At 62.4% G+C, this 24,152-nt stretch carries 23 protein-coding genes; 17 read left to right on the top strand and 6 right to left on the bottom strand.

The window, feature by feature from the left end:
* Nucleotides 1-29: 29 nt before the first annotated feature.
* The 4 genes from Q0X85_RS08945 to Q0X85_RS08930 are packed head-to-tail and all read left to right on the top strand — an operon-like array spanning nucleotide 30 to nucleotide 4,528.
* Complete coding sequence (locus Q0X85_RS08945) at nucleotides 30-977, top strand: ABC transporter permease (RefSeq protein ID WP_297771522.1); 948 nt, start codon at nucleotides 30-32, stop codon at nucleotides 975-977.
* Nucleotides 974-2,839 carry a dipeptide/oligopeptide/nickel ABC transporter permease/ATP-binding protein gene (locus Q0X85_RS08940; RefSeq protein ID WP_297771521.1) on the top strand — a complete coding sequence of 622 codons (1,866 nt, stop codon included), beginning with the start codon at nucleotides 974-976 and terminating at the stop codon, nucleotides 2,837-2,839. The genes Q0X85_RS08945 and Q0X85_RS08940 overlap by 4 nt, the downstream gene beginning before the upstream one ends.
* Complete coding sequence (locus Q0X85_RS08935; RefSeq protein ID WP_297771557.1) at nucleotides 2,836-3,795, top strand: oligopeptide/dipeptide ABC transporter ATP-binding protein; 960 nt, start codon at nucleotides 2,836-2,838, stop codon at nucleotides 3,793-3,795. The genes Q0X85_RS08940 and Q0X85_RS08935 overlap by 4 nt, the downstream gene beginning before the upstream one ends.
* The gene (locus tag Q0X85_RS08930) at nucleotides 3,764-4,528 is read left to right on the top strand and encodes an FCD domain-containing protein (protein WP_297771520.1); all 765 of its coding nucleotides are present in this window, start codon (nucleotides 3,764-3,766) and stop codon (nucleotides 4,526-4,528) included. The genes Q0X85_RS08935 and Q0X85_RS08930 overlap by 32 nt, the downstream gene beginning before the upstream one ends.
* A 24-nt stretch (nucleotides 4,529-4,552) precedes the next feature.
* On the opposite strand, the gene Q0X85_RS08925 is transcribed toward Q0X85_RS08930, so the two are convergent.
* From Q0X85_RS08925 to Q0X85_RS08915, 3 genes are all read right to left on the bottom strand, one after another.
* The gene (locus tag Q0X85_RS08925; RefSeq protein ID WP_297771519.1) at nucleotides 4,553-5,236 is read right to left on the bottom strand and encodes a hypothetical protein; all 684 of its coding nucleotides are present in this window, start codon (nucleotides 5,234-5,236) and stop codon (nucleotides 4,553-4,555) included.
* 22 nt (nucleotides 5,237-5,258) lie between these two features.
* A complete protein-coding gene (locus Q0X85_RS08920; RefSeq protein ID WP_297771518.1) occupies nucleotides 5,259-5,918 on the bottom strand; it encodes a hypothetical protein in 660 nt (219 codons plus the stop codon).
* A gap of 79 nt (nucleotides 5,919-5,997) precedes the next feature.
* Complete coding sequence (locus tag Q0X85_RS08915) at nucleotides 5,998-6,813, bottom strand: LOG family protein (protein WP_297771517.1); 816 nt, start codon at nucleotides 6,811-6,813, stop codon at nucleotides 5,998-6,000.
* Nucleotides 6,814-6,893: 80 nt separating this feature from the next.
* On the opposite strand from Q0X85_RS08915, the gene Q0X85_RS08910 reads away from it, so the two are divergent.
* The 4 genes from Q0X85_RS08910 (at nucleotide 6,894) to Q0X85_RS08895 (ending at nucleotide 10,983) form a co-directional block, all read left to right on the top strand.
* Nucleotides 6,894-7,808 (top strand): threonine/serine dehydratase, encoded by a 915-nt coding sequence (locus Q0X85_RS08910; RefSeq protein WP_297771516.1) that lies wholly within the window; start codon nucleotides 6,894-6,896, stop codon nucleotides 7,806-7,808.
* A 67-nt stretch (nucleotides 7,809-7,875) separates the two neighbouring features.
* Nucleotides 7,876-8,904: a GlxA family transcriptional regulator gene (locus Q0X85_RS08905; protein WP_297771515.1), complete on the top strand. Its 1,029-nt coding sequence runs from the start codon at nucleotides 7,876-7,878 to the stop codon at nucleotides 8,902-8,904.
* 77 nt (nucleotides 8,905-8,981) lie between these two features.
* Nucleotides 8,982-10,217, top strand: coding sequence for an acyl-CoA dehydrogenase family protein (locus Q0X85_RS08900; protein ID WP_297771514.1), 1,236 nt, complete (start codon nucleotides 8,982-8,984; stop codon nucleotides 10,215-10,217).
* A 181-nt stretch (nucleotides 10,218-10,398) separates the two neighbouring features.
* Nucleotides 10,399-10,983: a carboxymuconolactone decarboxylase family protein gene (locus Q0X85_RS08895; RefSeq protein WP_297771513.1), complete on the top strand. Its 585-nt coding sequence runs from the start codon at nucleotides 10,399-10,401 to the stop codon at nucleotides 10,981-10,983.
* Nucleotides 10,984-10,990: 7 nt separating this feature from the next.
* Here Q0X85_RS08895 and Q0X85_RS08890 read toward each other — a convergent pair whose 3' ends face one another.
* Complete coding sequence (locus Q0X85_RS08890; protein WP_297771556.1) at nucleotides 10,991-11,350, bottom strand: metalloregulator ArsR/SmtB family transcription factor; 360 nt, start codon at nucleotides 11,348-11,350, stop codon at nucleotides 10,991-10,993.
* Between the two features lie 260 nt (nucleotides 11,351-11,610).
* Here Q0X85_RS08890 and Q0X85_RS08885 point away from each other — a divergent pair, with 260 nt between their 5' ends.
* The 3 genes from Q0X85_RS08885 (at nucleotide 11,611) to murJ (ending at nucleotide 15,419) form a co-directional block, all read left to right on the top strand.
* Nucleotides 11,611-12,243 carry an ATP-dependent Clp protease proteolytic subunit gene (locus tag Q0X85_RS08885; protein WP_297771511.1) on the top strand — a complete coding sequence of 211 codons (633 nt, stop codon included), beginning with the start codon at nucleotides 11,611-11,613 and terminating at the stop codon, nucleotides 12,241-12,243.
* 150 nt (nucleotides 12,244-12,393) lie between these two features.
* Complete coding sequence (gene clpX / locus Q0X85_RS08880; RefSeq protein ID WP_297771509.1) at nucleotides 12,394-13,665, top strand: ATP-dependent Clp protease ATP-binding subunit ClpX; 1,272 nt, start codon at nucleotides 12,394-12,396, stop codon at nucleotides 13,663-13,665.
* A gap of 215 nt (nucleotides 13,666-13,880) precedes the next feature.
* Nucleotides 13,881-15,419, top strand: a complete 1,539-nt coding sequence (gene murJ, locus Q0X85_RS08875) for a murein biosynthesis integral membrane protein MurJ (RefSeq protein WP_297771507.1) — start codon at nucleotides 13,881-13,883, stop codon at nucleotides 15,417-15,419.
* 134 nt (nucleotides 15,420-15,553) lie between these two features.
* On the opposite strand, the gene Q0X85_RS08870 is transcribed toward murJ, so the two are convergent.
* Nucleotides 15,554-16,240 (bottom strand): rhomboid family intramembrane serine protease, encoded by a 687-nt coding sequence (locus tag Q0X85_RS08870; RefSeq protein WP_297771505.1) that lies wholly within the window; start codon nucleotides 16,238-16,240, stop codon nucleotides 15,554-15,556.
* 74 nt (nucleotides 16,241-16,314) lie between these two features.
* Between Q0X85_RS08870 and trpS the strand changes: the two genes are divergently transcribed.
* From trpS to Q0X85_RS08850, 4 genes are all read left to right on the top strand, one after another.
* Nucleotides 16,315-17,343 (top strand): tryptophan--tRNA ligase, encoded by a 1,029-nt coding sequence (gene trpS / locus Q0X85_RS08865; RefSeq protein WP_297771503.1) that lies wholly within the window; start codon nucleotides 16,315-16,317, stop codon nucleotides 17,341-17,343.
* A 331-nt stretch (nucleotides 17,344-17,674) separates the two neighbouring features.
* Nucleotides 17,675-18,157: an RNA pyrophosphohydrolase gene (locus Q0X85_RS08860; RefSeq protein WP_297771501.1), complete on the top strand. Its 483-nt coding sequence runs from the start codon at nucleotides 17,675-17,677 to the stop codon at nucleotides 18,155-18,157.
* The gene (locus Q0X85_RS08855; protein ID WP_297771499.1) at nucleotides 18,154-18,639 is read left to right on the top strand and encodes a hypothetical protein; all 486 of its coding nucleotides are present in this window, start codon (nucleotides 18,154-18,156) and stop codon (nucleotides 18,637-18,639) included. Before Q0X85_RS08860 ends, Q0X85_RS08855 begins: the two co-directional genes overlap by 4 nt.
* Nucleotides 18,640-18,714: 75 nt before the next feature.
* Nucleotides 18,715-21,585 carry an error-prone DNA polymerase gene (locus Q0X85_RS08850; protein ID WP_297771497.1) on the top strand — a complete coding sequence of 957 codons (2,871 nt, stop codon included), beginning with the start codon at nucleotides 18,715-18,717 and terminating at the stop codon, nucleotides 21,583-21,585.
* 73 nt (nucleotides 21,586-21,658) lie between these two features.
* On the opposite strand, the gene Q0X85_RS08845 is transcribed toward Q0X85_RS08850, so the two are convergent.
* The gene (locus tag Q0X85_RS08845; protein WP_297771495.1) at nucleotides 21,659-22,147 is read right to left on the bottom strand and encodes a peroxiredoxin; all 489 of its coding nucleotides are present in this window, start codon (nucleotides 22,145-22,147) and stop codon (nucleotides 21,659-21,661) included.
* Between the two features lie 90 nt (nucleotides 22,148-22,237).
* Between Q0X85_RS08845 and Q0X85_RS08840 the strand changes: the two genes are divergently transcribed.
* Both Q0X85_RS08840 and rsmD read left to right on the top strand, forming a co-directional pair.
* A complete protein-coding gene (locus tag Q0X85_RS08840; RefSeq protein WP_297771493.1) occupies nucleotides 22,238-23,443 on the top strand; it encodes an FAD-dependent oxidoreductase in 1,206 nt (401 codons plus the stop codon).
* Complete coding sequence (gene rsmD, locus Q0X85_RS08835; protein WP_297771491.1) at nucleotides 23,440-23,997, top strand: 16S rRNA (guanine(966)-N(2))-methyltransferase RsmD; 558 nt, start codon at nucleotides 23,440-23,442, stop codon at nucleotides 23,995-23,997. The genes Q0X85_RS08840 and rsmD overlap by 4 nt, the downstream gene beginning before the upstream one ends.
* Nucleotides 23,998-24,152 lie beyond the last annotated feature (155 nt).

Genomic DNA, 24,152 nt, shown 5'->3' with positions numbered 1-24,152 from the left:
ACCGGCCCGAACACGCCGAAGGGGTCAAGATGAGCGGCTATATTCTGAAACGTCTGGTGTCGGCCATTCCTGTGCTTTTGGGGATCAGCATTATCGTTTTTCTGATCATGTCGCTTATCCCCGGCGATCCGGCAACGGCGATCCTCGGCTCCTATGCCACGCCTGAGAACGTCGAGAAACTCAACCGCGATCTCGGGCTCGATCAGCCTCTTGTGATGCGGTACTTCATTTGGCTGGGCAATATACTGACCGGTGATTTCGGTCGATCCTATTCGCTGAACCGCCCGGTCATCGACGAAGTGCTGGAGCGGTTCAACGCGACGCTCGTCCTGGCAGGCACGGCGTTTGTTTTGTGTTCCATTCTGGGCATTTTGGCCGGTGTTGCATCCGCCGCCCGCCAGTACGGATTAACCGACAAGGTGATCACTTTCGTGGTGCTGATCGGCATTTCCGTGCCTTCCTTCTTTCTCGGGATGATGATGATTCTGACCTTCGCGGTGAATCTGCGATGGCTTCCGGTCTCGGGCATGTACGCGATCTATGGCGGTGGTGATCTGCCCGATCTATTGAATCACCTCATCATGCCCGCGCTTGCGCTGGCCGCAGTGGCGACCGGGGTGATCGCACGCCTCTCGCGCTCTGCCATGCTTGAGGTGCTGCGTCAGGACTTCATTCGCACGGCGCGCGCCAAGGGTGTATCAGAGACGCGCGTGATCATGGGGCACGCTTTGCGGGCGGCGATGGTGTCGATCATTCCGGTGCTTGGCATTCAGGCCGGGTTTGTTCTCTCGGGCGCGGTCTATATCGAGATTGTCTTTCAATGGCCCGGCGTCGGGCGGATGCTGGTGGACGCGATCCTGACGCGAGATCTGCTCTTGGTGCAGGGTGGGGTGGTATTCGTCGCGGCCTGTTATGTGTTGTTCAACATCGCGGTTGATGTGGCGCAGAGCTTGCTCGACCCGAGGATACGGACGTGACCGTTTTTCTGGGATTGCTGTTTCGCAACCGGCTCGCGGCGATCGGGGCCGTGGTGTTCTCGATTATTCTTGTTTCGGTTCTGATCGCGCCGCTGCTGCCGCTCCAAGATCCGGATGCGACCGCCACTGCCGACCGGTTTCAGCGCCCATTCACCGAAGGCCATCTGCTTGGTACGGATCATCTTGGGCGCGATCTGCTGTCGCGCCTGTTGCATGGCACGCGCCTGTCCCTCGGGGTCGGCGTTTTGGCGGCTGTCGCCGCGGCGACCATCGGGTCTGCGGTCGGGATCGTTGCGGGGTATTTTGGCGGACGTATCGACAATCTCATCATGCGCGGCGTCGATATGCTGATGGCCTTTCCTTATATCCTGCTTGCACTGGCCATCGTCGCGGCGCTCGGCCCCGGTCTGATGAACGCGCTCATTGCCGTGGCCGCGGTCAACGTGCCGTTCTTTGCCCGCAACATCCGTGGTGTCACCGTCGGGCTGGCAGGGCGCGAATTCATCGACGCGGCCCGACTGGCCGGAATGGGGCACGCGCGCATCATCCTGACCGAGCTTTTACCCAATGTCCTGCCCGTGATCATCATCGCCATGTCCACGACCGTGGGCTGGATGATCCTCGAGACCGCCGGGCTCAGCTTTCTCGGTTTGGGCTCGCAGCCGCCACAGGCGGATCTCGGCTCGATGCTGGGCGAGGCGCGGTCGGCGCTGATCTCGCATCCGCATACCTCCATTGTGCCGGGCATCATGATCTTTCTCATCGTCATGTCGATCAACCTGTTGGGTGACGGGGTGCGCGACGCGCTCGATCCGCGCCTGCGCTCCGGGGCGCTCTCGCGTCCGCGCGCCATGACGCTGGTCGATCGCAAGGGGGCGGTGCCGACCGCCACGACCGACCTGCTGGCCATTCAGGATCTGCATACGCAATTCCATGTCGGTCGCCGTATCTATCGCGCCGTGGGCGGTGTCAGCCTCTCGGTGCAACCCGGAGAATGTCTTGGTCTCGTGGGCGAGAGTGGCTCTGGCAAATCAGTGACCGCGCTTAGCGTGATGGGGCTGGTCGCGTCGCCTCCGGGCGTCATCGCGGGCGGTGCGGTGCGTTTTCAGGGCGAGGACCTGATCGGTGCGCGCTATGAAAGGTTGCGCCGGATGCGGGGGGACCGCGTCGCCTATATCTTTCAGGACCCGCTTTCGACACTCCACCCTCTCTACCGGGTCGGCACCCAGCTTGCCGAGGCGATTCAGGCGCATCACCGGCTGTCCCGCACTGAGGCCCGGACGCGCGCCCTTGCCTTGCTCAAGGATGTGCGCATCCCCAACCCCGAGGCGCGCATCGACAATTATCCGCATGAAATGTCTGGCGGTATGCGCCAGCGGATCGGCATCGCCATGGCGCTCGCCAATGAGCCCGATGTCATCATAGCGGATGAGCCGACCACGGCGCTCGATGTAACTGTGCAGGCACAAATCCTCGCGCTGCTGGATGACCTGCGGCGCGACAGGGGATTGGCGATCATCTTCATCACCCATGATTTTGGCGTAGTGGCGCAGCTATGCGACCGGATTGCCGTGATGTATGCCGGACGGATTGTTGAACAAGGTCCGACGAGGGCCGTGCTCGACGCGCCGGCGCACCCCTATACCAAGCGCCTCATTGCCTGCGTTCCCGAACTGGGCGGAGGCCAGCGTGCCCTCGCTGCGATCCCCGGTTTGCCGCCTGTCGTGGATGATCTGCCACCCGGCTGCGTCTTTGCCCCGAGATGCGACAAAGCTCGCCAAGGCTGTCGGGACGGAGAAATCACCCTCGCAGGCAGCGGGCCACGTGCGGTGCGCTGCCTCTATCCCGAAGAGGTGATCTGATGCCTGCGCTCAAGGTCACGGGTCTGGCCAAGACCTTTTCGGTAAAGAAGCCGCTGTTCGGCGCCGCCATGCCCGGTGTGCACGCTGTCAAACCGCTGAGCTTTGCCGTGGAACCGGGGGAAACGCTCGGCGTGGTGGGTGAATCAGGTTGCGGGAAATCGACACTTGCGCGCATGCTCGTTGGTCTATTGGAGCCCTCCGAAGGTGCGATCGAGATTGATGGCCGTGCTCTCGACACCGCCGACCCGGCCAAGTTCGGGAGATTGATCCAATACGTCTTTCAGGACCCGCAAAGCAGCCTGAACCCGCGTAAAACCATCCGACAAGTGATGGAGGCACCGCTTAAACGCCTGTATTACATGCCAAGACGCGAACGAGAGGCACGGATCAGTGAAATTTTTGCCTCGGTCAATTTGCGTGAAGAGTTCCTTGACCGCTATCCGCATGAATTTTCGGGCGGTCAGGCGCAGCGCATCGGCATTGCCCGCGCTCTGGCCGCTGCTCCGGAGATTATCATTCTAGATGAGCCGGTGTCTGCGCTCGATGTTTCGGTACAGGCGCAAGTGCTCAATCTTCTATCCGACCTCAGGCGCGAATTCGGTTTGACCTATCTCTTCATCACGCACGATCTGGCCGTGGTGGAGGCGGTCAGCGACCGGGTGATGGTCCTCTACTTCGGCTCTGTGGTCGAGATCGGCAGGGCGCGGCATATCTTTGCAAACCCGAGCCATCCCTATACACAGCTTCTGGCCGGAAGCGCCCCGGTCGTCGGGCGTCCGCTCACCGCGCCCGAGCAAAAGGGGACCGAGCTGCCCGATCCGCTGAACCCTCCGCCGGGATGCGCGTTTGCCGGGCGGTGCCCACGTGCGACCGAGCTCTGCCGGACAGACGAGCCGATACTGAAGGAAACGGGAGACGATCAACTTGCAGCCTGCCACCACCCGCTCAAAGACTGATCCAAGACCCAGCAGGCCGGTTCAGGTCGCCGAGGCGATCAAGGATTGGGTGGTGAAGCAGGGTTTGTGCGCCGGGGATCGGTTGCCCGGCGAGGCCGAGTTGATCAGCCGGTTCGGCATGGCCAAGGGTACAATCCGCGAAGCCATGCGCATCCTTGAGGCGCAGGGGCTGATCAAGACACGCACCGGTCCGGGGGGCGGTAGCTTTGTGCATGAGGTCAGCCGCCAACGGGCCAAGGCTCTTCTGGGAAATTATTTCTATTTCAAGAATCTCACAATCGGCGACATATATCAGTTGCGACTGTTGCTGGAGCCCGAATTGGCCGCGTCACTGGCGGGTCAGCTGCCCGAAGTCGTTCTGCAAAAGTTGGAGGCCAACATCGCCGAATATGCCGAACCGGCCGCCGATCTGGAAGAAGAGCGCGCGCAACATGTGGCCTCGCTCAGATTTCATGCGATCCTGGCGGAGCAGGCGCAAAACCCGCTCCTTGGGTTCGCGATCGACTTCATGGTCAATCTTCTATCCGACCTGACGGTTTATCGCCGCCTCTATTCCCCGCCCAACCGCGAACTCTGGCAGCAGGGGCGCACCCATCAGCAGCAGCTCGTTGCGGCGCTGCGCGCCGGTAACGCCGATCTGGCTCGTTCGATCATGTTGGACCACATGCAAACCGCGTGGAGCCTGATGCAGCGGCAAGAAGTCGAGATGCAGAGCCGGTTCATCTCGGAATGACTTGAGGGCACGGCGCGGGCGCGCTCAGGTTACGTCCTCGGCATTGCGCGGGCGCAGGAATATCGAAAGGGTCATCAGGGAAAAGATGAACTCGTAAGGTTCCCATTTGGTCATCATCTGCACGCTCAGGATGACAACGGTCGCCGCGAGAGTGACGATCATGTGGCGGGTGTCAGCCACAGGGATCGCCAAACGGTCGACCATGCGGTGCAGGACAGCAATGCGCGTGTAGATCAGCGGGAGCACCAGAAGGTAGAGCAGGATCACAATCGACAGTCCGCTGCCGAACACGGTCTTGACCAGCTTGACATCGCCGATGACGAGGTTGTGCAGATTGGTCTCTTGCTGAGCATTGTTTTCGGCGAAGAACGCCGCCGGCTCCCAGCCGACAAGGCGCTGGCCCCATGAGATTTCCTCGCCCGCCGCGAAGAAGAACATGAGGGCGTAGACCCATGTTGCCAGAACCGCTATGCGCCCACGGCGCGATGCCAACGCGCGGGCATTGCGGATCAGTACCAGCGACGACAAAAGCAGGCAGATTGCCGTCGCCCACTCCACCGGTCCGTCCTCGGTGGCAAAGCCCATGCGAAACGGTTCGTGCAGACCGGTGACGTAGTAGATCAAGGTGAACATCAGTGTGGCCCATGCCGCGCCAAAGATCAGGCTGTCGGCGCGGCTGAGGCTGGATGGGGCGTTGAGGCGGAGCATGGGCAGGCCTTTGCGTCTGGACTTAGCGGATGCGCTCGCGGTTTTGCGGCAGCAGGAAGATGGAGGTGGCAAGGATTGCGAAGACCAGCTCGTACACTTCCCATTTGCGCGGCACGTCGAGGACGGCGATGACAAGACTGCCGATCAGCGCGGCGGCCGCATGACGCGGACCGGGAACCGGTATGAAGAGCGCATCGGACAGGCGGCGGACAAGCGCCACGCGTGACCAAAGCAGAGGCAATGCCACGAGGTAGAGCAGAAGCACCGTGGTCAGGACGTTGCCAAAGAGCGTGCGGGCGAGACGGTGCTCGCCGACCATCAGGTTGTGCAGATTGGTTTCGCCTTGGTAGTTGTTCTCGGCGAAAAACTCTGTTGTTTCCCAGCCGAAAATGCGCTGCCCCCAGGATATTTCCTCGCCTGAGGCAAAGAAGAACAGGAGCGCATAGAATGCCGTGAGCGCCGACCCGACATAAAGGCCGCGACCGGCAAGGCCGCTGGTGTTGCGCAGCAGGACAAGGCAGGCCAGCAGTAGAAAGAGCGCGGTGCCATTTTCGACCAGCCGATCCTCTGCGGCGAAGGTCAGGTGAAAATACTCCGGCGCGAAAAGAGTGATCACCACGCTGGCCAGCAGGGTGGCAGCGATCAGGCTCATCAAAAGGCGGTCGAAAATCTGGGCGGTCATCGGCATTCCGGTTGGCTGCGCGAGTGCCGGCGTGGGATAATCGCATGGCCGCATTGCATCAAGGGCAAAAGCCGCGTGGTCAGGTTTCTGGCCACTCGCTTATGATCTCCATCGCCTCGTCCGCCGTTTCGACAAAACGAAAGAGGTCAAGATCCTCAGCGCTGATGGTACCTGCCTCGGAAAGCGCCTCCCAATTTATGATCGAGCGCCAGAATGTCTCACCAAAGAGCAGGAACGGAACTTTCTTCATACGGTCCGTCTGAATGAGGGTGAGCGCCTCGAATGTTTCGTCCAGCGTGCCAAAGCCGCCGGGAAAGACGCAGATCGCGCGCGCGCGCATCAGGAAATGCATCTTGCGAATGGCGAAGTAGTGAAAATTGAAGCAGAGCCCCGGTGTCACATACTCGTTCGGTGCCTGCTCGTGCGGCAGCACGATATTCAGCCCGATGGACGCGCCGCCGGCATCGGCGGCTCCCCGGTTGCCTGCCTCCATCACGCCGGGCCCGCCACCCGTGGCAACGACGAACTCGCGGCCATAGCTGGCCATTGACTTTTCGGTCATCAGCCGCGCGAATTTGCGGGCTTCGTCATAGTAGTGCGAGAGATCGGCAAGTGTCTTGGTGCGCGCGGTGTCTTTCTGCGATGGCTCGGGAATGCGCGCACCGCCGAACAGCACCACGGTGCTCTGGATGCCGCGCTCGTTCAGGATCATCTCGGGTTTCAGCAGTTCCAGTTGCAGGCGTACGGGTCGCAGCTCGTCCCGGCACATGAAATCGGAATCGGCAAAGGCGAGACGATATGCGGGTGCGCGCGTTTGCGCGGTTTCGGGTACCTGTTCTGCGGTGGAGCGGTCCGAGTCTGCATCACGGAACTGGCTGAGGCGGTCGTCTTTCATCGCGGTCGTTCCTTGCTTGGGTCTTTTATTTCACGCGTATAGGGTTTGACCTGTCAAGAAAAGTCATAGAGGTGTGGGCGATGGGCTGGAAAAATCGGATTTCACAGGCGCAGGACCGGATGACGGGCCATGTGCGGCAAACGCCGGTGATGTCAGCGAGGATTGAGGGGCATGTTGTCTCGCTGAAGTTCGAGCAGATGCAGTTGACCGGAAGTTTCAAGGCGCGCGGCGCGTTCAATACCCTTTTGCAGACCGATGTGCCCGAGGCGGGGATCGTGGCGGCGTCGGGCGGCAATCACGGCGCGGCGGTGGCCTGCGCGGCGGCGGCCCTTGGCTATCGTGCCCGGATCTATGTGCCCGAGATCGCAGGGCCGGCCAAGATCGCGCTGATCCGCGCGCAGGGGGCTGATTTGCATGTCGTACCGGGGGCCTATGCCGAGGCCGCGGCTCGCGCCGCCGAGTGGCAGGCCGCGACAGGTGCCGTTCAGGTGCATCCCTATGATGCCGAGGCGACCGTGGCAGGGCAGGGCACTGTCTTTTCGGAATGGGAGGCACAGGGGCTTGAGGCCGACACTGTCCTGATTGCGGTGGGCGGCGGCGGGCTGGTCGCCGGTGCGCTCGGATGGTTTCAGGGGCAGCGCAAGGTGGTGGCGGTGGAACCGCAAACCTCCTGCGCGCTGCATGCGGCCTTGACGGCCGGTGCGCCCGTAGATGTCGATGTGTCGGGTGTGGCCGCCAATGCCCTCGGTGCGCGGCGCATCGGTGAGATCTGCTTTGAGTTGGCACGGTCCAACGCTCTTGACAGCGTTCTCGTGCCGGACACGGCCATTACTGAGGCGCAAGCCGTGCTTTGGCGTGAATTCCGGCAGTTGGTCGAGCCGGCCGGTGCTGCGGCGCTTGCTGCGCTTCTGTCGGGGGCGTACCGCCCTGCGCCGGGTGAGCGGGTGGCGGTGCTGATCTGTGGCGGCAACATCGCGCCTGACCCGCTTGGCTGAGCGTGTGGCGGAGCGCCTTGGTGTCCGGTGTGCACCTCGATGGTCAAGCGGAGGATCAAACAAAGCGATGTCGAGCGAACAGAATGATGCGCCAGCCAGCACGCGGGATATCGTACCGAAGGGGGCGGCGTTTTTTGCCATCGAGGTGGAGAAACCCGCGCGCCGCTTCGCGTTTCACCTGTTGCCCGATTTCACGCTTCTTGCGTTCAGCGCTGCGCTCGATCCGTTCCGAATCGCCAATCAGCTGGCGCAGCGCCCACTGTATCACTGGACGGTGACGTCGCAGGATGGCGCGCCCGTCACGAGCTCTTGCGGCATGTCGGTCAATGTCGACCAGCCCCTCGTGCCCGTGGCGCGCGCGACCGACCTCGTGGTGTGTGGCGGAACCGTCCGCAAGGGGGCAGGGTGCCCGGCCTTGTTGGGCCTTTTGCGGCAGCATGCGCGCTTTGGCGGGCGCGTCGGGGGGATCTGCACCGGGGCGATCTCTCTCGCGCAGGCCGGATTGCTGGATGGGCGCCGCGCCACCCTGCATTGGGAAAATCAACCCGCGTTTCGCGAACAGTTTCCCCAGATCGAAGTGACCGGCAATACCTACGAGGCCGATGCCGGAATATTCACCTGCGGTGGTGGTGTCGGGGCCGCTGACATGATGCTTGAGATGATTGAAACCGACTATGGCCGCGCCTTTGCCGATGTGGTGGCTGATATGTGCCTTTACAGCCAGCGCCGCGCCGAGCGCGGACCGCAGCGCGCGTCGGTCAGCAGTGCGCTCGACACCCGAAATCCACTTCTGGTGCGTGCGATCAAGGCGATGCAGGCCAACATCGAGACGCCGCCGACCATGGATGAATTGGCCGAGACCGCAGGATGTTCCCGTCGACAGATGGAACGGCTGTTCATGAAGTATCTCGACAAGACCCCGTATCGCTTCTTTCGGGATCTGCGCCTCGATCATGGGCACAGCCTGCTGCGCGAGACTGACCTGAGCGTGACCGAAATCGCGATGGCATCCGGCTTTGCCTCGCCGTTGGTATTCACCAAGGGATTTCGGGCGCGCTTTGGACATGCGCCGGGGCAGTATCGCAAAAGCCGCTAGCCGTTCGTCCTGACTGTGCTTGTGGCGGACTGCCCGATGCTGTCAATTGGGGCGGAAACGTAAAAGGAGCCCGTGGCATGGACATGAACTTGGGAATGCGGACCGAGACGCGCGCACTGCTGGGTCGTGTCGCGGCAATGGTGCGCGACGAGATCGTGCCGCTGGAGGCCGAGTATCACGCCGAGGTGGGTAAGGGCGACCGCTGGGCCTACACGTCCCGGCAGGCTGAGATCCTCGAAGGGCTGAAGGCGCGCGCCAAGACCGAGGGGCTGTGGAATTTCTGGCTGACCGACAGCGCCCGGGGCTTTGGCCTGACCACGGTGGAATATGCCTATTTCGCCGAGGAGATGGGGCGTACGCCGATGGGGGCGGAGGTGTTCAACTGCAACGCGCCCGATACCGGCAACATGGAGGTATTCGAGCGTTACGGCACCGAGGCGATGAAAGAGCAGTGGCTCGCCCCGCTGCTGGAGGGGGAGATCCGCAGCGCCTACCTGATGACCGAGCCGGAGGTTGCCAGTTCGGATGCCACCAACATCGCAATGTCTTGCGTGCGCGACGGCGATGACTACGTGCTGAACGGCCAGAAATGGTGGGCCACCGGCGCGGGCGATCCGCGCTGCGCGGTCTATATCGTGATGGTTCGTACGGGCGGCGATGACCTGCCCAAGCATCAGCGCCATTCGATGATCGTGGTCTCCGCCGACACGCCCGGAATTGAAAAGCTGCGCCCGATGGAGGTTTATGGCCATGACGACGCGCCGCACGGGCACATGCATTTCAAGTTCGAGAATGTGCGCGTGCCCGCCGACAACATGCTTTTGGGCGAGGGGCGCGGCTTCGAGATCGCGCAAGGACGGCTCGGGCCGGGGCGCATCCACCATTGCATGCGTGCCATCGGGCAGGCCGAGGCCGCGCTCGAAATGATGTGCAAGCGCAGCCTTACGCGCGAGGCGTTTGGCAAGCCGCTGGCGCAGTTGGGGGCGAATTACGACATCATCGCCGAATGCCGCATGGAGATCGAGCAGGCGCGGCTGTTGTGCCTCAAGGCGGCGTGGATGATGGATCAGGGCGATGCCCGCGCCGCCGCACCGTGGATCAGCCAGATCAAGGTTGTGGCGCCGCGCGTGGCCCTCAGGGTGATCGACGAGGCGGTGCAGATGTTCGGCGCGCAGGGCATTTCGCAGGATGTGCCGCTGGCCGCGATGTGGACCCATGTGCGCACGCTGCGTCTTGCGGATGGGCCGGATGCCGTGCACCGGCGGCAAGTGGCGCGTGCGGAACTGCGCAAGCATACGCAGGAACGCGTTTGAGCAATGACCCGATAGACCTGCTGCGGGATCAGAAGCCCCGAAGACGGCAGGTGCTCTTTCAACTCCGCACAGGAGCCTATGCGCCAATGCACCGACCTCACGTCGAGGTGAACGCCGGAGCGGTTACATGCCTCGAAGCATCTGATTACATGCGCGGCAAGCGCAATCAAAGGAGGCTGGAATGACTGCTGAATACAAAGTTGAAGCAACCCCTGTGAGTGACGATGAGGCCGAAGGTCTGGCCAAGGACTTGTTGGACGGTGCCCGCGCCAAGCTGGGTTTCGTGCCGAACATGTATCGCGGCATGGCCGTCAATCCCGGCCTGCTGAGCACTTATCTGCACGGGTATTCGCATTTCCGCGAGCAGGCCAATTTCACCCCGCCGGAGCAGGAGGTCGTGTTCCTGACCATCTCGCTCGCCAATGGCTGCGACTATTGCACTGCTGCTCATTCGATGCTGGCGATCAATGTCTCCAAGCTGTCGGAGGCGCACACCCAGGCGTTGCGCGATGGCAAGTCGCTGGACGACGAAAAGCTGGAGGCGCTGCGCCGCTTTACTCACCACATGTGGGAGACGCGCGGCCTGCCGACAAGGGCCGAGGCCGAGGCGTTCAAGGCTGCGGGCTATTCGGATATTCACGTATTGGAGATCATCCTGGCGATGGCCGTCAAGACGATCAGCAACTACGCCAATCATGTGAACCACACGGATGTGGATGAGGCGTTTGCCCCGTTCGCGGTGGACAAGACCGTAAAGGCAGCCTGAGCGTCGGTCAGCTCTTGCGTTCCCCGGCCGTGTCGTCGGGGGCGCAAAACAGCTCATAGACCACTTCGAGCACTTTGCGGGGGCGCTCATCCGCAAGGCTGTAATAGATAACCTTGCCCTCGCGCCGGGTTGTCACCAGCCCTTCGAGACGCAAGCGAGAGAGTTGTTGCGAGACCGCCGCCTGTCGGGCTGATAGCAATTCTTCCAGTTCGGTCACGGATTTTTCGCCGGAAACCAAGTGACAGAGAATCATCAATCGCCCTTCGTGGCTGATGGCCTTGAGGAAATTGGCGGCCGTGGTCGCGTTCTCGACCATGCGATCCATTTCCTCAGCATCAAGCGAGTCATCTAAAACGGGCAGCGGCATCATGAAAATCCTGGTTCGGTTTCACGCTATGTAAGGCGTTTTCGAGCCCTGTGCAAAAGTTGCCGGACGATTCGCGCAAAAAAGTGACCGGCTGTGTCGCGCAAATCCTCATGTGCCACGGATGCTGCCACAAATTCGAGCGATGCCCTTGCAGCCCCTTGGGCGCAATACTAAGACTCCTTTAGGAACTGGCCGGTTAAAAACGGCATTATTTAGTAAGCCTGACAGCAACGGTCGGGCACAAAAGCAGGCGGGCCACGATGAAAGACCCTATGGACATCTACATGAACACCCTTGTGCCGATGGTCGTCGAGCAGACCAGCCGGGGCGAACGGGCCTACGACATTTTCTCACGCCTGCTCAAGGAGCGGATCATCTTTCTGAGCGGGCCGGTGCATGACGGCATGTCGAGCCTGATCGTGGCACAGCTCTTGCACCTTGAGGCGGAAAATCCGTCCAAGGAAATCAGCATGTATATCAACAGCCCCGGTGGGGTGGTGACGAGCGGCCTGTCGATCTACGACACCATGCAGTACATCAAGCCCAAGGTCAGCACGCTGGTCGTGGGCCAAGCCGCGAGCATGGGCTCGCTCTTGCTGACGGCCGGCGAACCCGGCATGCGCTTCTCGCTGCCCAACAGCCGCGTCATGGTGCACCAGCCCTCGGGCGGCTATCAGGGACAGGCGACGGATATCATGATCCACGCCAAGGAGACTCAGAAGCTCAAGGACCGGCTGAACGAGATTTACGTCAAGCATACCGGCCAGACCATGAAGAAGGTGGTCGACGCGCTGGAGCGCGACAATTTCATGTCGCCGCAAGAGTCCAAGGACTGGGGGCTGATTGACGAGATCGTCGAGAACCGCGCCAAAGGCGATGACGAAGAAAAATAAGGCGATCGCGGCACGCTGAACCGGGGTGCCGCGATTTTCGGATTGTGGTGTATTTCCGCCTGACTTAAGCTGGCGGGAGACATGAAAGACAGAGCAAAGGCCTGACCAGGCCGCATGAACGATGGCGGCACAGGGTCTGAAAGGTACGTGATGGCAACGAATTCCGGCGGCGACAGCAAGAATACGCTTTACTGCAGCTTTTGCGGCAAGAGCCAGCATGAGGTGCGCAAGCTCATCGCCGGGCCGACCGTGTTCATCTGCGATGAATGCGTAGAGCTTTGCATGGACATCATCCGCGAGGAAACCAAGAGCGCGGGGCTCAAGTCGAGCGAGGGCGTGCCGACGCCGCACGACATCTGTCAGGTGCTCGACGATTACGTGATCGGGCAGGCGATGGCCAAGCGGGTTTTGTCGGTGGCGGTGCACAACCACTACAAGCGACTGAACAATTCCGGCAAGAGCGATATTGAGCTCTCGAAGTCGAATATCCTGCTGATTGGCCCCACCGGTTGCGGCAAGACGTTGCTGGCGCAGACTCTGGCCCGCATCCTCGATGTGCCCTTCACCATGGCTGACGCGACGACGCTGACCGAGGCGGGCTATGTCGGCGAAGATGTGGAGAACATCATCCTCAAGCTGTTGCAGTCCTCCGAATACAATGTCGAGCGCGCGCAGCGTGGCATCGTTTATATCGACGAGGTCGACAAGATCACCCGCAAGAGCGAAAATCCCTCGATCACCCGCGACGTCTCGGGCGAGGGCGTGCAGCAGGCGCTTCTGAAGCTGATGGAGGGCACGGTTGCCGCCGTGCCGCCGCAGGGCGGCCGCAAGCATCCTCAGCAGGAATTCTTGCAGGTGGACACCACGAACATCCTGTTCATTTGCGGCGGGGCCTTCGCCGGACTCGACAAGATCATTGCGCAGCGCGGCAAGGGCAGCGCCATGGGCTTTGGTGCCGATGTGCGCGCTGATGATGAGCGTGGGGTTGGCGAGATTTTCACCGATCTGGAGCCGGAGGACCTGCTCAAGTTCGGGCTGATTCCGGAATTCGTCGGGCGCCTGCCGGTGCTGGCCACGCTGGAGGATCTGGACGAGGATGCATTGGTCACCATCCTGACGCAGCCCAAGAACGCGCTAGTGAAACAGTATCAGCGGCTGTTCGAGCTTGAAGACGCGCAGCTTAGCTTTACCGACGACGCGCTGACTGCGATCGCCAAGCGGGCGATTGCGCGCAAGACCGGTGCGCGTGGCCTGCGGTCAATTCTTGAGGATATTCTGCTCGACACGATGTTTGATCTGCCGAGCCTTGAGAATGTCGAAGAAGTCGTGGTCAACGAGGAAGCGGTGACGTCGGATGCCGCGCCGCTGGTGATCTACGCCGACGCCAAGGGCAAGAAGAAAGAAGGCGCGAGCGCGGGGTGAGTACCGCTCAAACGTCTTGAGTACAGGGGCCCGTGTCCAAAGCGCGGGCCTTTTTTACGTTCTACGGTGGCTTCTCGGCCCGTTCGGGGCCTCTTGGCGCGACCTCAAGAGAGCAAACGCCTGTCGTGCGGCCCGGCTTCGGGGTCTGTCCCCTTCCCCCGGCTTTTCTGATGGGCTAATCCTCGGGTTCGGTATTCCCGGCGAAAGGCCAACGCATGAAACCCATCCGCCTGTTGTCCGGCATCCTGACCGTCGGCGGCTGGACCCTCCTGAGCCGTATTCTGGGCTTTGTCCGTGATGTTCTGATCGCGAGCTACCTCGGCCCCGGTGTGCTCATGGATGCCTTTGTCGCGGCCTTTCGTCTGCCAAACATGTTTCGCAGGTTCTTTGCCGAGGGTGCGTTCAACGCGGCCTTTGTTCCCATGTTCTCCAAGCGGCTTGAGGCGGGGGATGATCCACTGGGATTCGCGGGCCTTGCCTTCTCGGGGTTGAGCCTTGTCCTGTTGGCCCTGACGGGGCTCGCCATGGTGTTCATGCCCGCTTTGGTCTGGGCCACGGCAGAGGGCTTTGTCGGGGACGAACGCTTTGACATAACCGTGGATTTTGGGCGTATCGTGTTCCCTTACGTCCTCTTCATTTCCCTCGCGGCGCTTTTGTCCGGTATGTTGAATGCGGCCGGCCGTTTTGCCGCAGCTGCCGCTGCGCCAGTGCTTTTGAACGTGATGCTGATCGCAACCATGACGACCGCGGCGCTGACCGGAGGTGCGGTCGCGCAGGCGCTGGTCTGGACTATCCCGGTTGCCGGCCTCGCGCAATTGGCGCTGGTTTGGCACGCGGCGAGCCGTGCGGGGCTGCGTCTCAGGCCAGTCCGGCCGCGCTGGACGCCCGAGATGGCGCAATTGGTCCGAATTGCGGTCCCCGCGGCGCTCGCGGGTGGGGTTGTGCAGGTCAATCTGGTCGTGGGGCAACTCGTGGCGTCCAATTACGACAAGGCCGTGAGCTGGCTTTATTCGGCTGACCGTCTCTATCAGTTACCGCTTGGTGTCGTTGGGATCGCCGTGGGTATCGTGCTGCTTCCTGATCTTTCGCGACGTCTCAAGGCGGGTGATGACACCGGCGCGCGTCAGGCGCTATCGCGTGCAGGCGAGGTCGCGCTTGCGCTCACGATCCCTTGCGCCGTGGCGCTGATTGTCGTTCCGATCCAGCTGGTCTCGGTCCTGTTCGAGCGGGGCGCCTTTGGCGCGGATGACAGTGCCGCAACCGCGCTTGCCGTCGCGATCTACGGGCTTGGATTACCTGCATTCGTGATGCAGAAAATCTTGCAGCCGCTGTTCTTTGCACGGGAAGACACGCGCAGCCCGTTTCGGTACGCGCTGTTGGCAATGGTGGTCAACGCCGTCCTTGCGGTGGGGCTGGCCTATCTTGTCGGATGGATCGCGGCTGCGGTTGCGACGACGGTTGCAGCTTGGGTCATGGTGGTTCAACTCGCGCGCGGGGCGCTTGGCTTTGGTGATGTCGCCCGGTTCGATGTGCAATTCCACCGTCGTGTCTGGCGGATTTGTCTCGCTTCAGCTTTGATGGGCGCCGCGCTTTGGGGTGTTGGGGCACTGATGGGACCGCTGTTCGCAATCGGTGGCTGGCGTTGGCTTGCTCTGCTCGTTTTGATTGCGGCAGGAGCACTGACTTACGGCGTCTGCGGGCAGATCCTCGGCGCGTTTCACCTGCAAGAGATCAGGGGCCGGTTGCGCCGATAGGATTTTTTTGCGGCGAAGCGCGTCTTGGCGTCATGGGTGGGTTTTGGCGGACTTCCGATTGCAGTACCCGCGCGAAACGCGGTGCGGTTCAACGGCGGCAACAGGCTAAAATCCCAGGTTCGGGAACCGCTTTTCTAGTCGTGGCGCAGGCGGGCGCGCAACCGCGACCAGCCCCCGGGGCTCAGAACGAAGGAGGCGAGGAACCCGGTGACAAATCCGCTCACATCCGCAACCCATGTGGCATTGCTGCCAAACAGCAGGCCAAAGACCAGTTGCAGCCCCATCAAAACACCGATGAGGGTGAATGCCCTGGCCTGATTGGTGCCCAACTGCCCAAGCCGGAGCCACATGATGTATGTGAAGCCGCCAATCAGACCGTAGACCCCGGGGAACGCCCCGATCAGCCAAGGTTGCTGCGTGACGATCACACCGTAGACCGCTGCGCCGACGATTGTGCTGATCAGAAACAAGACCAGAACCGCCCAATGCCGGAACACCTCGGATACGAATTTGCCCATGGCCAGCAAGAGAACTCCTGCAAAGAGCGCATGGGTAAAACTGCCATGCACGAAGGCATAGGTGACGAAGCGGCGCAGGTGTTCTATTGGCCAGCTGCGGTTCTCCAGCATCCACGTCATGATATCGCCGTTGAACGCGTAATCCTGGATCGCCAGGGATCGCCAGCCGACTGCTTCGGGGCCGCCCACGAGGCCGCGTGCTCCGAGGGTGAACATCGCTTCGACACCGATGATCACCAGAAAGAGCGCGATCACGAAGGGTGGCAGCGGATTGACCGGGGCGGGCCGCTGGTGGTCTGACATGGCACCTCTCCTTGACGGGGCATTGGCGCATGGGTAAGCGAGGCGAGCACAGAAATCCACCACGGAGTTGAGCCATGACCGAGGCGGCCTTTACCCCCCGCGTATTTTCGGGGATCCAGCCCTCGGGCAACCTGCATCTCGGCAATTACCTCGGCGCGCTGAAACGTTTTGCCGAGGCGCAGAACCAAGGGGTGCAGACGCTCTATTGCATGGTTGACCTGCACGCCATCACCGTCTGGCAAGAGCCGGCCGACCTGCGCCATGCCACGCGGGAACTGGCCGCCGGGTTCATCGCATCGGGCCTCGATCCGGCGCGGTCGATCCTGTTTAATCAGTCTCAGGTGGCCGAGCACACCCAACTGGCATGGGTGTTCAACTGCGTGGCGCGCATGGGCTGGATGCAGCGCATGACGCAATTCAAGGACAAGGCGGGCAAGAACGCGCAGAATGCCTCGCTTGGCCTCTTTGCCTATCCCGCGTTGATGGCGGCGGATATTCTGGCCTATCATGCCACGCATGTGCCGGTGGGCGAGGATCAGAAACAGCATCTGGAGCTGACCCGCGATATCGCGATCAAGTTCAACAACGATTTCGGCGTTGATTTCTTTCCCATAACCGAGCCGGTGATCGAGGGGGCGGCGACGCGGGTGATGAGCCTGCGCGACGGTGCCAAGAAGATGTCGAAATCCGATCCCTCGGACATGAGCCGGATCAACCTGACAGACGATGCCGACGCGATTGCCAAGAAGATCCGAAAGGCCAAGACCGACCCCGAGCCGCTGCCCTCCGAGGCCAAGGGGCTGGAGGAACGGCCCGAGGCGCGCAACCTGGTCAATATCTACGCGGCCCTTGCGGATAAGAGCGTGGATCAGGTCATGGCCGAGGCGGGCGGCAAGCCGTTTTCCGAGTTCAAGCCAATGCTCGCCGATCTGGCGGTCGACAAGATTGCGCCGATTTCGACCGAGATGTCACGGCTGATGCAGGACGTGACCGAGATCGACCGCATTCTCGCGAATGGCGCAGACCGTGCCCGCGCCATTGCCGCCCCGATCTTGCGCCAGACCTATGATATTATGGGTATGGTCGGACCGCGCGAGCTTTGACCACAGACGAAAACGGCCCGAACAGGCGCAACGCGCATCCCGTTCCGCTTGTTGACAAGGCATTCGGGAGGATCGGGTTCGCCCTCCAACACGGTTACAGGGACTTGATCGTAGTCCAGCCCCTAGTCCGCCAGTATCATGCGAACGGTGCGCAGGTAGGCGGATCCGTCGAAGCTGTATAGTGTAGGTTTTCTGACAGTAGATATGATCCTTTTCGGTTGGCTCTCAGGGCAGGGTGTAGCGTAGGCGTTGAATGTAAAACTGGCGGATCGGACAGCTTGACGCGCCGGGCGACACAGCGCAGTCTCTCCGCGCTAAGGAAAGGCGCACGATGACCCCTGAAGAGATTGCCGGACTGCCCTATCGCCAGTGTGTTGGCGTGATGCTCGTGAATGTGGCGGGTCACGTCTTTGTCGGACAGCGAATCGATAATGACACGCCAGCCTGGCAAATGCCGCAGGGTGGCATTGATCCGGGCGAAACGCCGCAAGAGGCGGCACTGAGGGAGCTGTGGGAGGAGACCGGCGTCACAGCGGACAAGGTCCATATCGAAGCCGAGACGACAGGCTGGATTCCCTACGATCTGCCGCATGACATCGTGCCGCGTATCTGGAAGGGACGCTACAAGGGGCAGGAGCAGAAATGGGTTCTCATGCGGTTCATCGGCAACGACTCGGATGTGAACATCGCCACCGATCATCCGGAGTTCTCAGAGTGGAGATGGCTTCCGCCTGCCGATCTCGTAGCCAATATCGTGCCGTTCAAACGCGACGTCTATGCGCGCGTTCTGGATGAATTCGGGAGCCGCCTATGAAACGATGGATTCTGGCCGCGGTTTTTTGTGCCACATGCGGGCCGACACTGGCGCTGAGTTGTCTGCCACATGATGTGGCGCGGACCTATCTTCGCGCGTCCGAGGCGGAGGAACCCTATATCGTGGTGCATGGCAGGCTGCTCTTTGATGCGGAGCGATTGCCAGAGACGGACATGCAGGATCAAAGGAAGCCGCCTCATACTCTGATTCCTGCCCGGATAACCGGTCAGGCGTTGACCCGCAGCGGCTTTGATCTCGATTTTGACCGTGAGATCACGCTTGATGTGCAGTGCTTCGGCCCTTGGTGTGCCGGGGCGGTGCCGGGTATCGATCATCTCGGTTTTCTGGAGCGGCGCGAGGACGGCTATGTACTGACGCTCGAGCCCTGCGGCGGGATGAGTCATCCAGAGCCGACGCCCGAGATGTTGCAGCGTGTGTTGCGCTGTTATCAGGGCGGGGCCTGCGCTGCGAAGCGCCCCTGATCTGCCGTGCATGCCAGGGCTGGAAGATGGAACAAAAATAGAACATACTGGGCGGGACCGGGAATCAGGGTTGCCATGTCCTTTGCCGAGCTTTCCGCCACCTCGAATTTCACCTTTCTCACCGGGGCGGCGCATCCCGAGGAGTATATCGAGCGCGCGGCTGCACTTGGCCTTTCGGCGGTGGCGATTGCCGACGTCAATTCCGTGGCGGGCATTGTGCGGGCTCATACTGCGGCGCGCGAGGTCGCACGACAGGTGGGCGAGCGTCAATCGCTGGAGGCGCGGCAAGGGCCCGTGGGGCCGCCCGCGCCATGGGCCACCGAGCCGCAATGGACCACCACGCCCCGTCTCATCCCCGCGTCAAAGCTGGTGCTGCGCGAAGCGATCGAGATCACCGTTTTGCCCTATGATCGCCGGGGGTGGGCCAGCCTTTGCCGGTTGATCAGCCTCGGGCGGCAGCGCGCGCCCAAGGGCGAGTGTGATCTGGGGCTTGAGGATGTGATGGCGGGTGCGGAGGGGCTGCACCTCCTGTTGCATCCCGAAGGTGTGCCGGATTGGCAGGTGCCGGCCAGACACTTGCTGGCGCGGTTTGGGGAGCATGTGCATCTTTTGCTGCGGCCGCGCTATGACGGGCGTGATGCTGCGCGTTTCCATCACTTGGCGGAGCGCGCGGCGCGGCTTGGCCTGCCCACCATTGCCGCCGCTTGTCCGATCCTGCATCGGGCGCACCGCCGCCGCCTGGCCGATGTGCTCAGCGCGATCCGTCTGGGCGTGACGGTGGACCATCTCGGCCGCCACGCATTGCCCAATGCCGAACGGCGCCTGCGCTCGGAGGCCGAGATGCGCCGCCTGTATCGGGGTCATGAGGCCGCGGTGGACCGAGCCGCCGCATTGGCGGCACGGCTTGCCTTTTCGCTTGATGAGTTGCGCTATGAGTATCCAAGCGAAGGGACCGAGGATGAAACCCCGACCCAAAGACTGCGCCGTCTGGCGCAAGAGGGGATGGAGTGGCGCTATCCCGGCGGTGCGCCCGAGCGGGTGCGCAACCTGATGGAGCATGAGCTGACCCTGATCGCCAAGCTGCGTTACGAGCCTTATTTCCTGACGGTGCGAGACGTGGTCGCTTTTGCCCGGTCACGGGGGATTTTGTGTCAGGGGCGCGGATCAGCGGCCAATTCGGTGGTGTGTTATTGTCTCGGTGTCACCTCGGTCAGCCCCGAGATCGGCACCATGGTGTTCGAGCGGTTCGTATCCGAGGCGCGCGACGAGCCGCCCGATATCGACGTGGATTTCGAACACGAGCGCCGCGAGGAGGTGATCCAGTGGATCTATGAACGCTACGGGCGGCATCGCGCCGGGCTCTGCGCCACAGTGATCCATTACCGGACCAAGCGCGCGATCCGCGAGGTGGGTCGTGCCATGGGGCTGTCGGAGGATGTTCTGGGGGCCATGACCTCGCAGATCTGGGGCCACGGGGGCGAGGGCGCGCTTGATCCGGGGCGCCTGCACGAGATCGGGCTCGATCCGCGCGACCGCCGCCTTGCGCTGACGCTGGAGCTGATCGCGGAAATCACCGGCTTTCCCCGCCATCTCAGCCAGCATGTCGGCGGGTTTGTCATCACCGAGGGGCGGCTGGACGAACTGGTGCCCATCGAAAATGCCAGCATGGAGGACCGCACGGTCATTTGCTGGGACAAGGACGATATCGACGCGCTTGGCATCCTCAAGGTCGATGTTCTGGCCCTTGGCATGCTGACCTGCATCCGCAAGGCGTTTGACCTGCTCGCGCAGTATCGCGGTGCCCGCTACACGCTGGCCACGCTGCCGCCCGAGGACTCAAAGGTCTATGCCATGCTGTGCCGCGCCGATAGTCTCGGGGTCTTTCAGGTGGAAAGCCGCGCGCAGATGAATTTCCTGCCACGCATGCGGCCGCGTACCTTTTACGATCTGGTGATTCAGGTGGCGATCATCCGCCCGGGGCCGATACAGGGCGACATGGTGCATCCCTTCATCCGCCGCCGCAACGGCGAAGAGCCGGTCAGCTTTCCATCAGACGAGTTGGGGCGCGTTCTGGGCAAGACATTGGGCGTGCCGCTCTTTCAGGAACAGGCAATGCAGATTGCCATCATCGGCGCGGGCTTTACCCCCGAGGAAGCTGATCGCCTGCGCCGCTCGCTCGCCACTTTCAAGAAGCACGGCAATGTCAGCGAATTCCGCAACCGCTTTCTGCGCGGCATGCGGGCCAATGGCTATGACAGCGATTTCGCCGAGCGGTGTTTCAGCCAGATCGAGGGGTTTGGCAGCTACGGCTTTCCCGAAAGCCACGCCGCCAGCTTTGCGCATCTGGTCTATGCCAGCGCATGGATAAAGCACCATCATCCGGCGATCTTTGCCTGTGCGCTGTTAAATTCACAGCCCATGGGGTTCTATGCCCCTGCGCAGATCGTGCGGGACGCGCGTGAGCATGGGGTGACTGTGCGGCCCGTTTGTATCAACGCGTCCTACTGGGACAACGCGGTAGAACCGGACGGGGCCGGCGGTCTTGCAGTGCGTCTTGGGTTTCGTCAGATCAAGGGTGTCGCCCGGGACGAGGCAGACTGGATTGCGGCGGCGCGGGGCAATGGCTATACCGGGCCCGAAGATGTGTGGCGGCGTGCGGGGACCGCCCCGGCACTTCTGTCGCGTCTGGCCGAGGCGGATGTGTTTGCTGCGCTTGGGCTGACCCGCCGCGCAGCGTTATGGCAGGCCAAAGCACTCCGGTCTGACACGCCTTTGCCGCTCTTTGCGCGGGATATCGACGGCGAGGTCATTGAAGAGCCCGCCGCCCATCTCCCCAAGATGAGCCTTGGCGAGGAGGTGGTCGAGGATTATGTCGCCCTGCGCCTTTCGCTGCGGGCGCATCCTCTGGCGCTCTTGCGCCACATCCTGACACCGCAAGGGGCCTGACCGCGACCTCGGCGCACCATCCGAACGGTGATGATGTGCCATCGGTTTTGCGGACAGGCCCCTCGTCGTGCGCTCAGATTTCGGCCAGCAGTGATTCGCCGGCTGTCACTTCGCAGGTGCCGGGGCTGTCCTCGACATGCAGCACCTTGACGGTGCCGTCCTCGACATACATCGCATAGCGCTTGGAGCGCGCCAGAAGGCCTGCGGGCGGCGCGTCGAACTCCATCCCGATCGCCTTGGTGAAGGCGCTTTGCGGGTCGCCCAGCAGGGTGATACCCGCCTCGGTCGCGCCGGTGGCCTCGCCCCAGGCGTTCATCACGAAGGGGTCGTTGACCGAGACGCAGATGATCTCGTCCACGCCTTTGGCGTCGAAATCGCCCTTGGTGCGCACGAAGCTGGGGACATGCGCCGAGGTACAGGTCGGCGTATAAGCGCCGGGCACGGCGAAGATCACCACCTTGCGGCCTGCGGTCTTGGCGCTCAGCGCCACCTCTTCGGGGCCGTTCTCGCCCAATGTCAGCAGAGTGGCCTCGGGCAGTTTGTCGCCAGTGGAAAGGGTCATGGTCGCTCCTTGTCGTTCCGGTGGATTGCGTGTGGATGTAGATATAGGCGGATGGTAGGCAGGTGACCACGGGAAACTCGGGAGATCAAGATGGCAGGCGTTGTGGTGATCGGGGCAGGGCAGGCGGGGGCCTCATTGGTGGCGAAGCTGCGCAGCGAGGGCTATGACGGCCCGGTGACCCTGATCGGTGAAGAGCCGGTGCCGCCCTATCAGCGCCCGCCCCTGTCCAAGAAATACCTGCTGGGCGAGATGGCGCTGGAGCGGCTCTATCTGCGGCCCGAAAGCTATTATGCCGAGGCCGGGATCGACTTGCGCACCAGCCTGCGCGTGACCGGCATAGACCGGGCGGCGCAAGAGGTTGTGATGGGCGAGGAACGGCTTGGCTACGCGCACCTCGTGCTGGCCACCGGCTCGCTGCCGCGCCGTCTGCCTGCTGCAATCGGTGGCGATCTGGGGGGCGTGCATGTGGTACGTACGCTCGCGGATGTTGACGCGATGGCCCCGGGGTTTCGGCCTGGCGCGCGCGTCCTGATCGTCGGCGGCGGCTATATCGGGCTCGAGGCGGCGGCGGTGGCGGCCTCGCGCGGCATGCAGGTGGTTCTGGTCGAGATGGCAGAGCGTATCCTGCAACGGGTCGCCGCCAAGGAAACCTCGGATTATTTCCGCGCGCTGCATACCCGCCACGGCGTGGATATTCGTGAGGGCGTCGGGCTGGAGCGTCTCCTGGGCGACGGCCATGTCAGCGGCGCGCGGCTCAGCGATGGCACGGAGTTGGACGTGGACATGGTGATCGTCGGCGTCGGCATCGTGCCCGACACAACGCTTGCCGAGGCCGCCGGGCTGGAGACCGACAACGGCATCGCCGTCGATGCGCAGGGCCGCACCTCGGACCCGGCGATCTGGGCGGTGGGCGATTGCGCGTCCTTCCCGCATCAGGGCGGGCGGCTGCGGCTGGAAAGCGTGCCCAATGCCATAGACATGGGCGACTGCGTGGCGGGCAATATCATGGGCCAGGCAAAAGACTACGTGCCGCAGCCGTGGTTCTGGTCGGATCAATACGATGTGAAATTGCAGATCGCCGGGCTGAGCACCGGGTATGACCGGATCGTCACCCGCGACAGCGGGGCTGCGGTGTCGTTCTGGTATTACAAGGGCGATCAGTTGCTGGCCGTGGACGCGATGAACGACCCGCGCGCCTATATGGTGGGCAAGCGGCTGATCGACGCCGGTAAATCCGCCGATCCGGTCTTGGTGGCCGATGCCGGGGCCGATCTCAAACCGCTCTTGAAACCGTGAGGATCATTGGCGGCGCGCATCGCGGGCGGGCGCTCGCCAGTGTCGGCAAGGGCGATGCGGCGGCGCATTTGCGGCCCACCTCCGACCGGGTGCGCGAGAGCCTCTTCAACGTGCTGGCGGGCGGCTATGGCGATCCGGTCACGGGCGCGCATGTGCTCGATATCTTCGCGGGCACTGGCGCGCTCGGGCTCGAGGCGCTGTCACGCGGGGCCGAGGGGGTGAGCTTTGTCGAGAGCGGGCGCAAGGCGCTGTCGCTCCTGCGCCAAAATATCGGCCTTTGCCGGGCCGAGGCGGCGTGCCGGGTGTTTGCGGTCGACGCACGCAAGCCGGGGGCCAATCCCGGCGTGCCGCATGACCTGGTGTTTCTTGATCCGCCCTATGGCAAGGGGCTGGGCGAGGCGGCATTGGCGGCGGCATTGGCCGGGGGCTGGATGTCTGAGGCGGCGCTGATCGTCTGGGAAGAGAGCGCCCCGATCACCCCGCCCGATGGCCTGCGCCTGATCGAAGAGCGGCGCTATGGCGACACCATGATCCGGTTTCTGAAGCGGGGGTAGGCTAGCTTATAGAGAGAATTTGTGGCCTTGAGCGGACATTGGGGGGTCAGAAACAAGCCGCGCGGTGCCTGACCGCCGGGTGGGCGCAGCAACCTCTGTGGATCGCACTTTATGCCAGCCAAACACTCCCGCGTTTTCAATGGCTTGAAACGTTG

The sequence above is a fragment of the uncultured Roseovarius sp. genome (genome assembly GCF_947259555.1).
GTDB lineage: Bacteria > Pseudomonadota > Alphaproteobacteria > Rhodobacterales > Rhodobacteraceae > Roseovarius.
Note: the sequence above shows the minus strand (reverse complement) of the source record. Positions and strands in the feature narration are given on the sequence as shown.

Bases quoted from the DNA above. Each gene is read 5' to 3' on its own strand.
- murJ (WP_297771507.1), top strand. From the start codon at position 13,881: ATGAAACCCATCCGCCTGTTGTCCGGCATCCTGACCGTCGGCGGCTGG.
- clpX (WP_297771509.1), top strand. From the start codon at position 12,394: ATGGCAACGAATTCCGGCGGCGACAGCAAGAATACGCTTTACTGCAGC.
- Q0X85_RS08925 (WP_297771519.1), bottom strand. From the start codon at position 5,236: ATGCTCCGCCTCAACGCCCCATCCAGCCTCAGCCGCGCCGACAGCCTG.
- Q0X85_RS08885 (WP_297771511.1), top strand. From the start codon at position 11,611: ATGAAAGACCCTATGGACATCTACATGAACACCCTTGTGCCGATGGTC.
- Q0X85_RS08855 (WP_297771499.1), top strand. From the start codon at position 18,154: ATGAAACGATGGATTCTGGCCGCGGTTTTTTGTGCCACATGCGGGCCG.
- Q0X85_RS08870 (WP_297771505.1), bottom strand. From the start codon at position 16,240: ATGTCAGACCACCAGCGGCCCGCCCCGGTCAATCCGCTGCCACCCTTC.
- Q0X85_RS08840 (WP_297771493.1), top strand. From the start codon at position 22,238: ATGGCAGGCGTTGTGGTGATCGGGGCAGGGCAGGCGGGGGCCTCATTG.
- Q0X85_RS08850 (WP_297771497.1), top strand. From the start codon at position 18,715: ATGTCCTTTGCCGAGCTTTCCGCCACCTCGAATTTCACCTTTCTCACC.
- Q0X85_RS08895 (WP_297771513.1), top strand. From the start codon at position 10,399: ATGACTGCTGAATACAAAGTTGAAGCAACCCCTGTGAGTGACGATGAG.
- trpS (WP_297771503.1), top strand. From the start codon at position 16,315: ATGACCGAGGCGGCCTTTACCCCCCGCGTATTTTCGGGGATCCAGCCC.
- Q0X85_RS08910 (WP_297771516.1), top strand. From the start codon at position 6,894: ATGGGCTGGAAAAATCGGATTTCACAGGCGCAGGACCGGATGACGGGC.
- Q0X85_RS08905 (WP_297771515.1), top strand. From the start codon at position 7,876: ATGTCGAGCGAACAGAATGATGCGCCAGCCAGCACGCGGGATATCGTA.
- Q0X85_RS08920 (WP_297771518.1), bottom strand. From the start codon at position 5,918: ATGACCGCCCAGATTTTCGACCGCCTTTTGATGAGCCTGATCGCTGCC.
- Q0X85_RS08945 (WP_297771522.1), top strand. From the start codon at position 30: ATGAGCGGCTATATTCTGAAACGTCTGGTGTCGGCCATTCCTGTGCTT.
- Q0X85_RS08890 (WP_297771556.1), bottom strand. From the start codon at position 11,350: ATGCCGCTGCCCGTTTTAGATGACTCGCTTGATGCTGAGGAAATGGAT.
- Q0X85_RS08845 (WP_297771495.1), bottom strand. From the start codon at position 22,147: ATGACCCTTTCCACTGGCGACAAACTGCCCGAGGCCACTCTGCTGACA.
- Q0X85_RS08860 (WP_297771501.1), top strand. From the start codon at position 17,675: ATGACCCCTGAAGAGATTGCCGGACTGCCCTATCGCCAGTGTGTTGGC.
- Q0X85_RS08915 (WP_297771517.1), bottom strand. From the start codon at position 6,813: ATGAAAGACGACCGCCTCAGCCAGTTCCGTGATGCAGACTCGGACCGC.
- Q0X85_RS08900 (WP_297771514.1), top strand. From the start codon at position 8,982: ATGGACATGAACTTGGGAATGCGGACCGAGACGCGCGCACTGCTGGGT.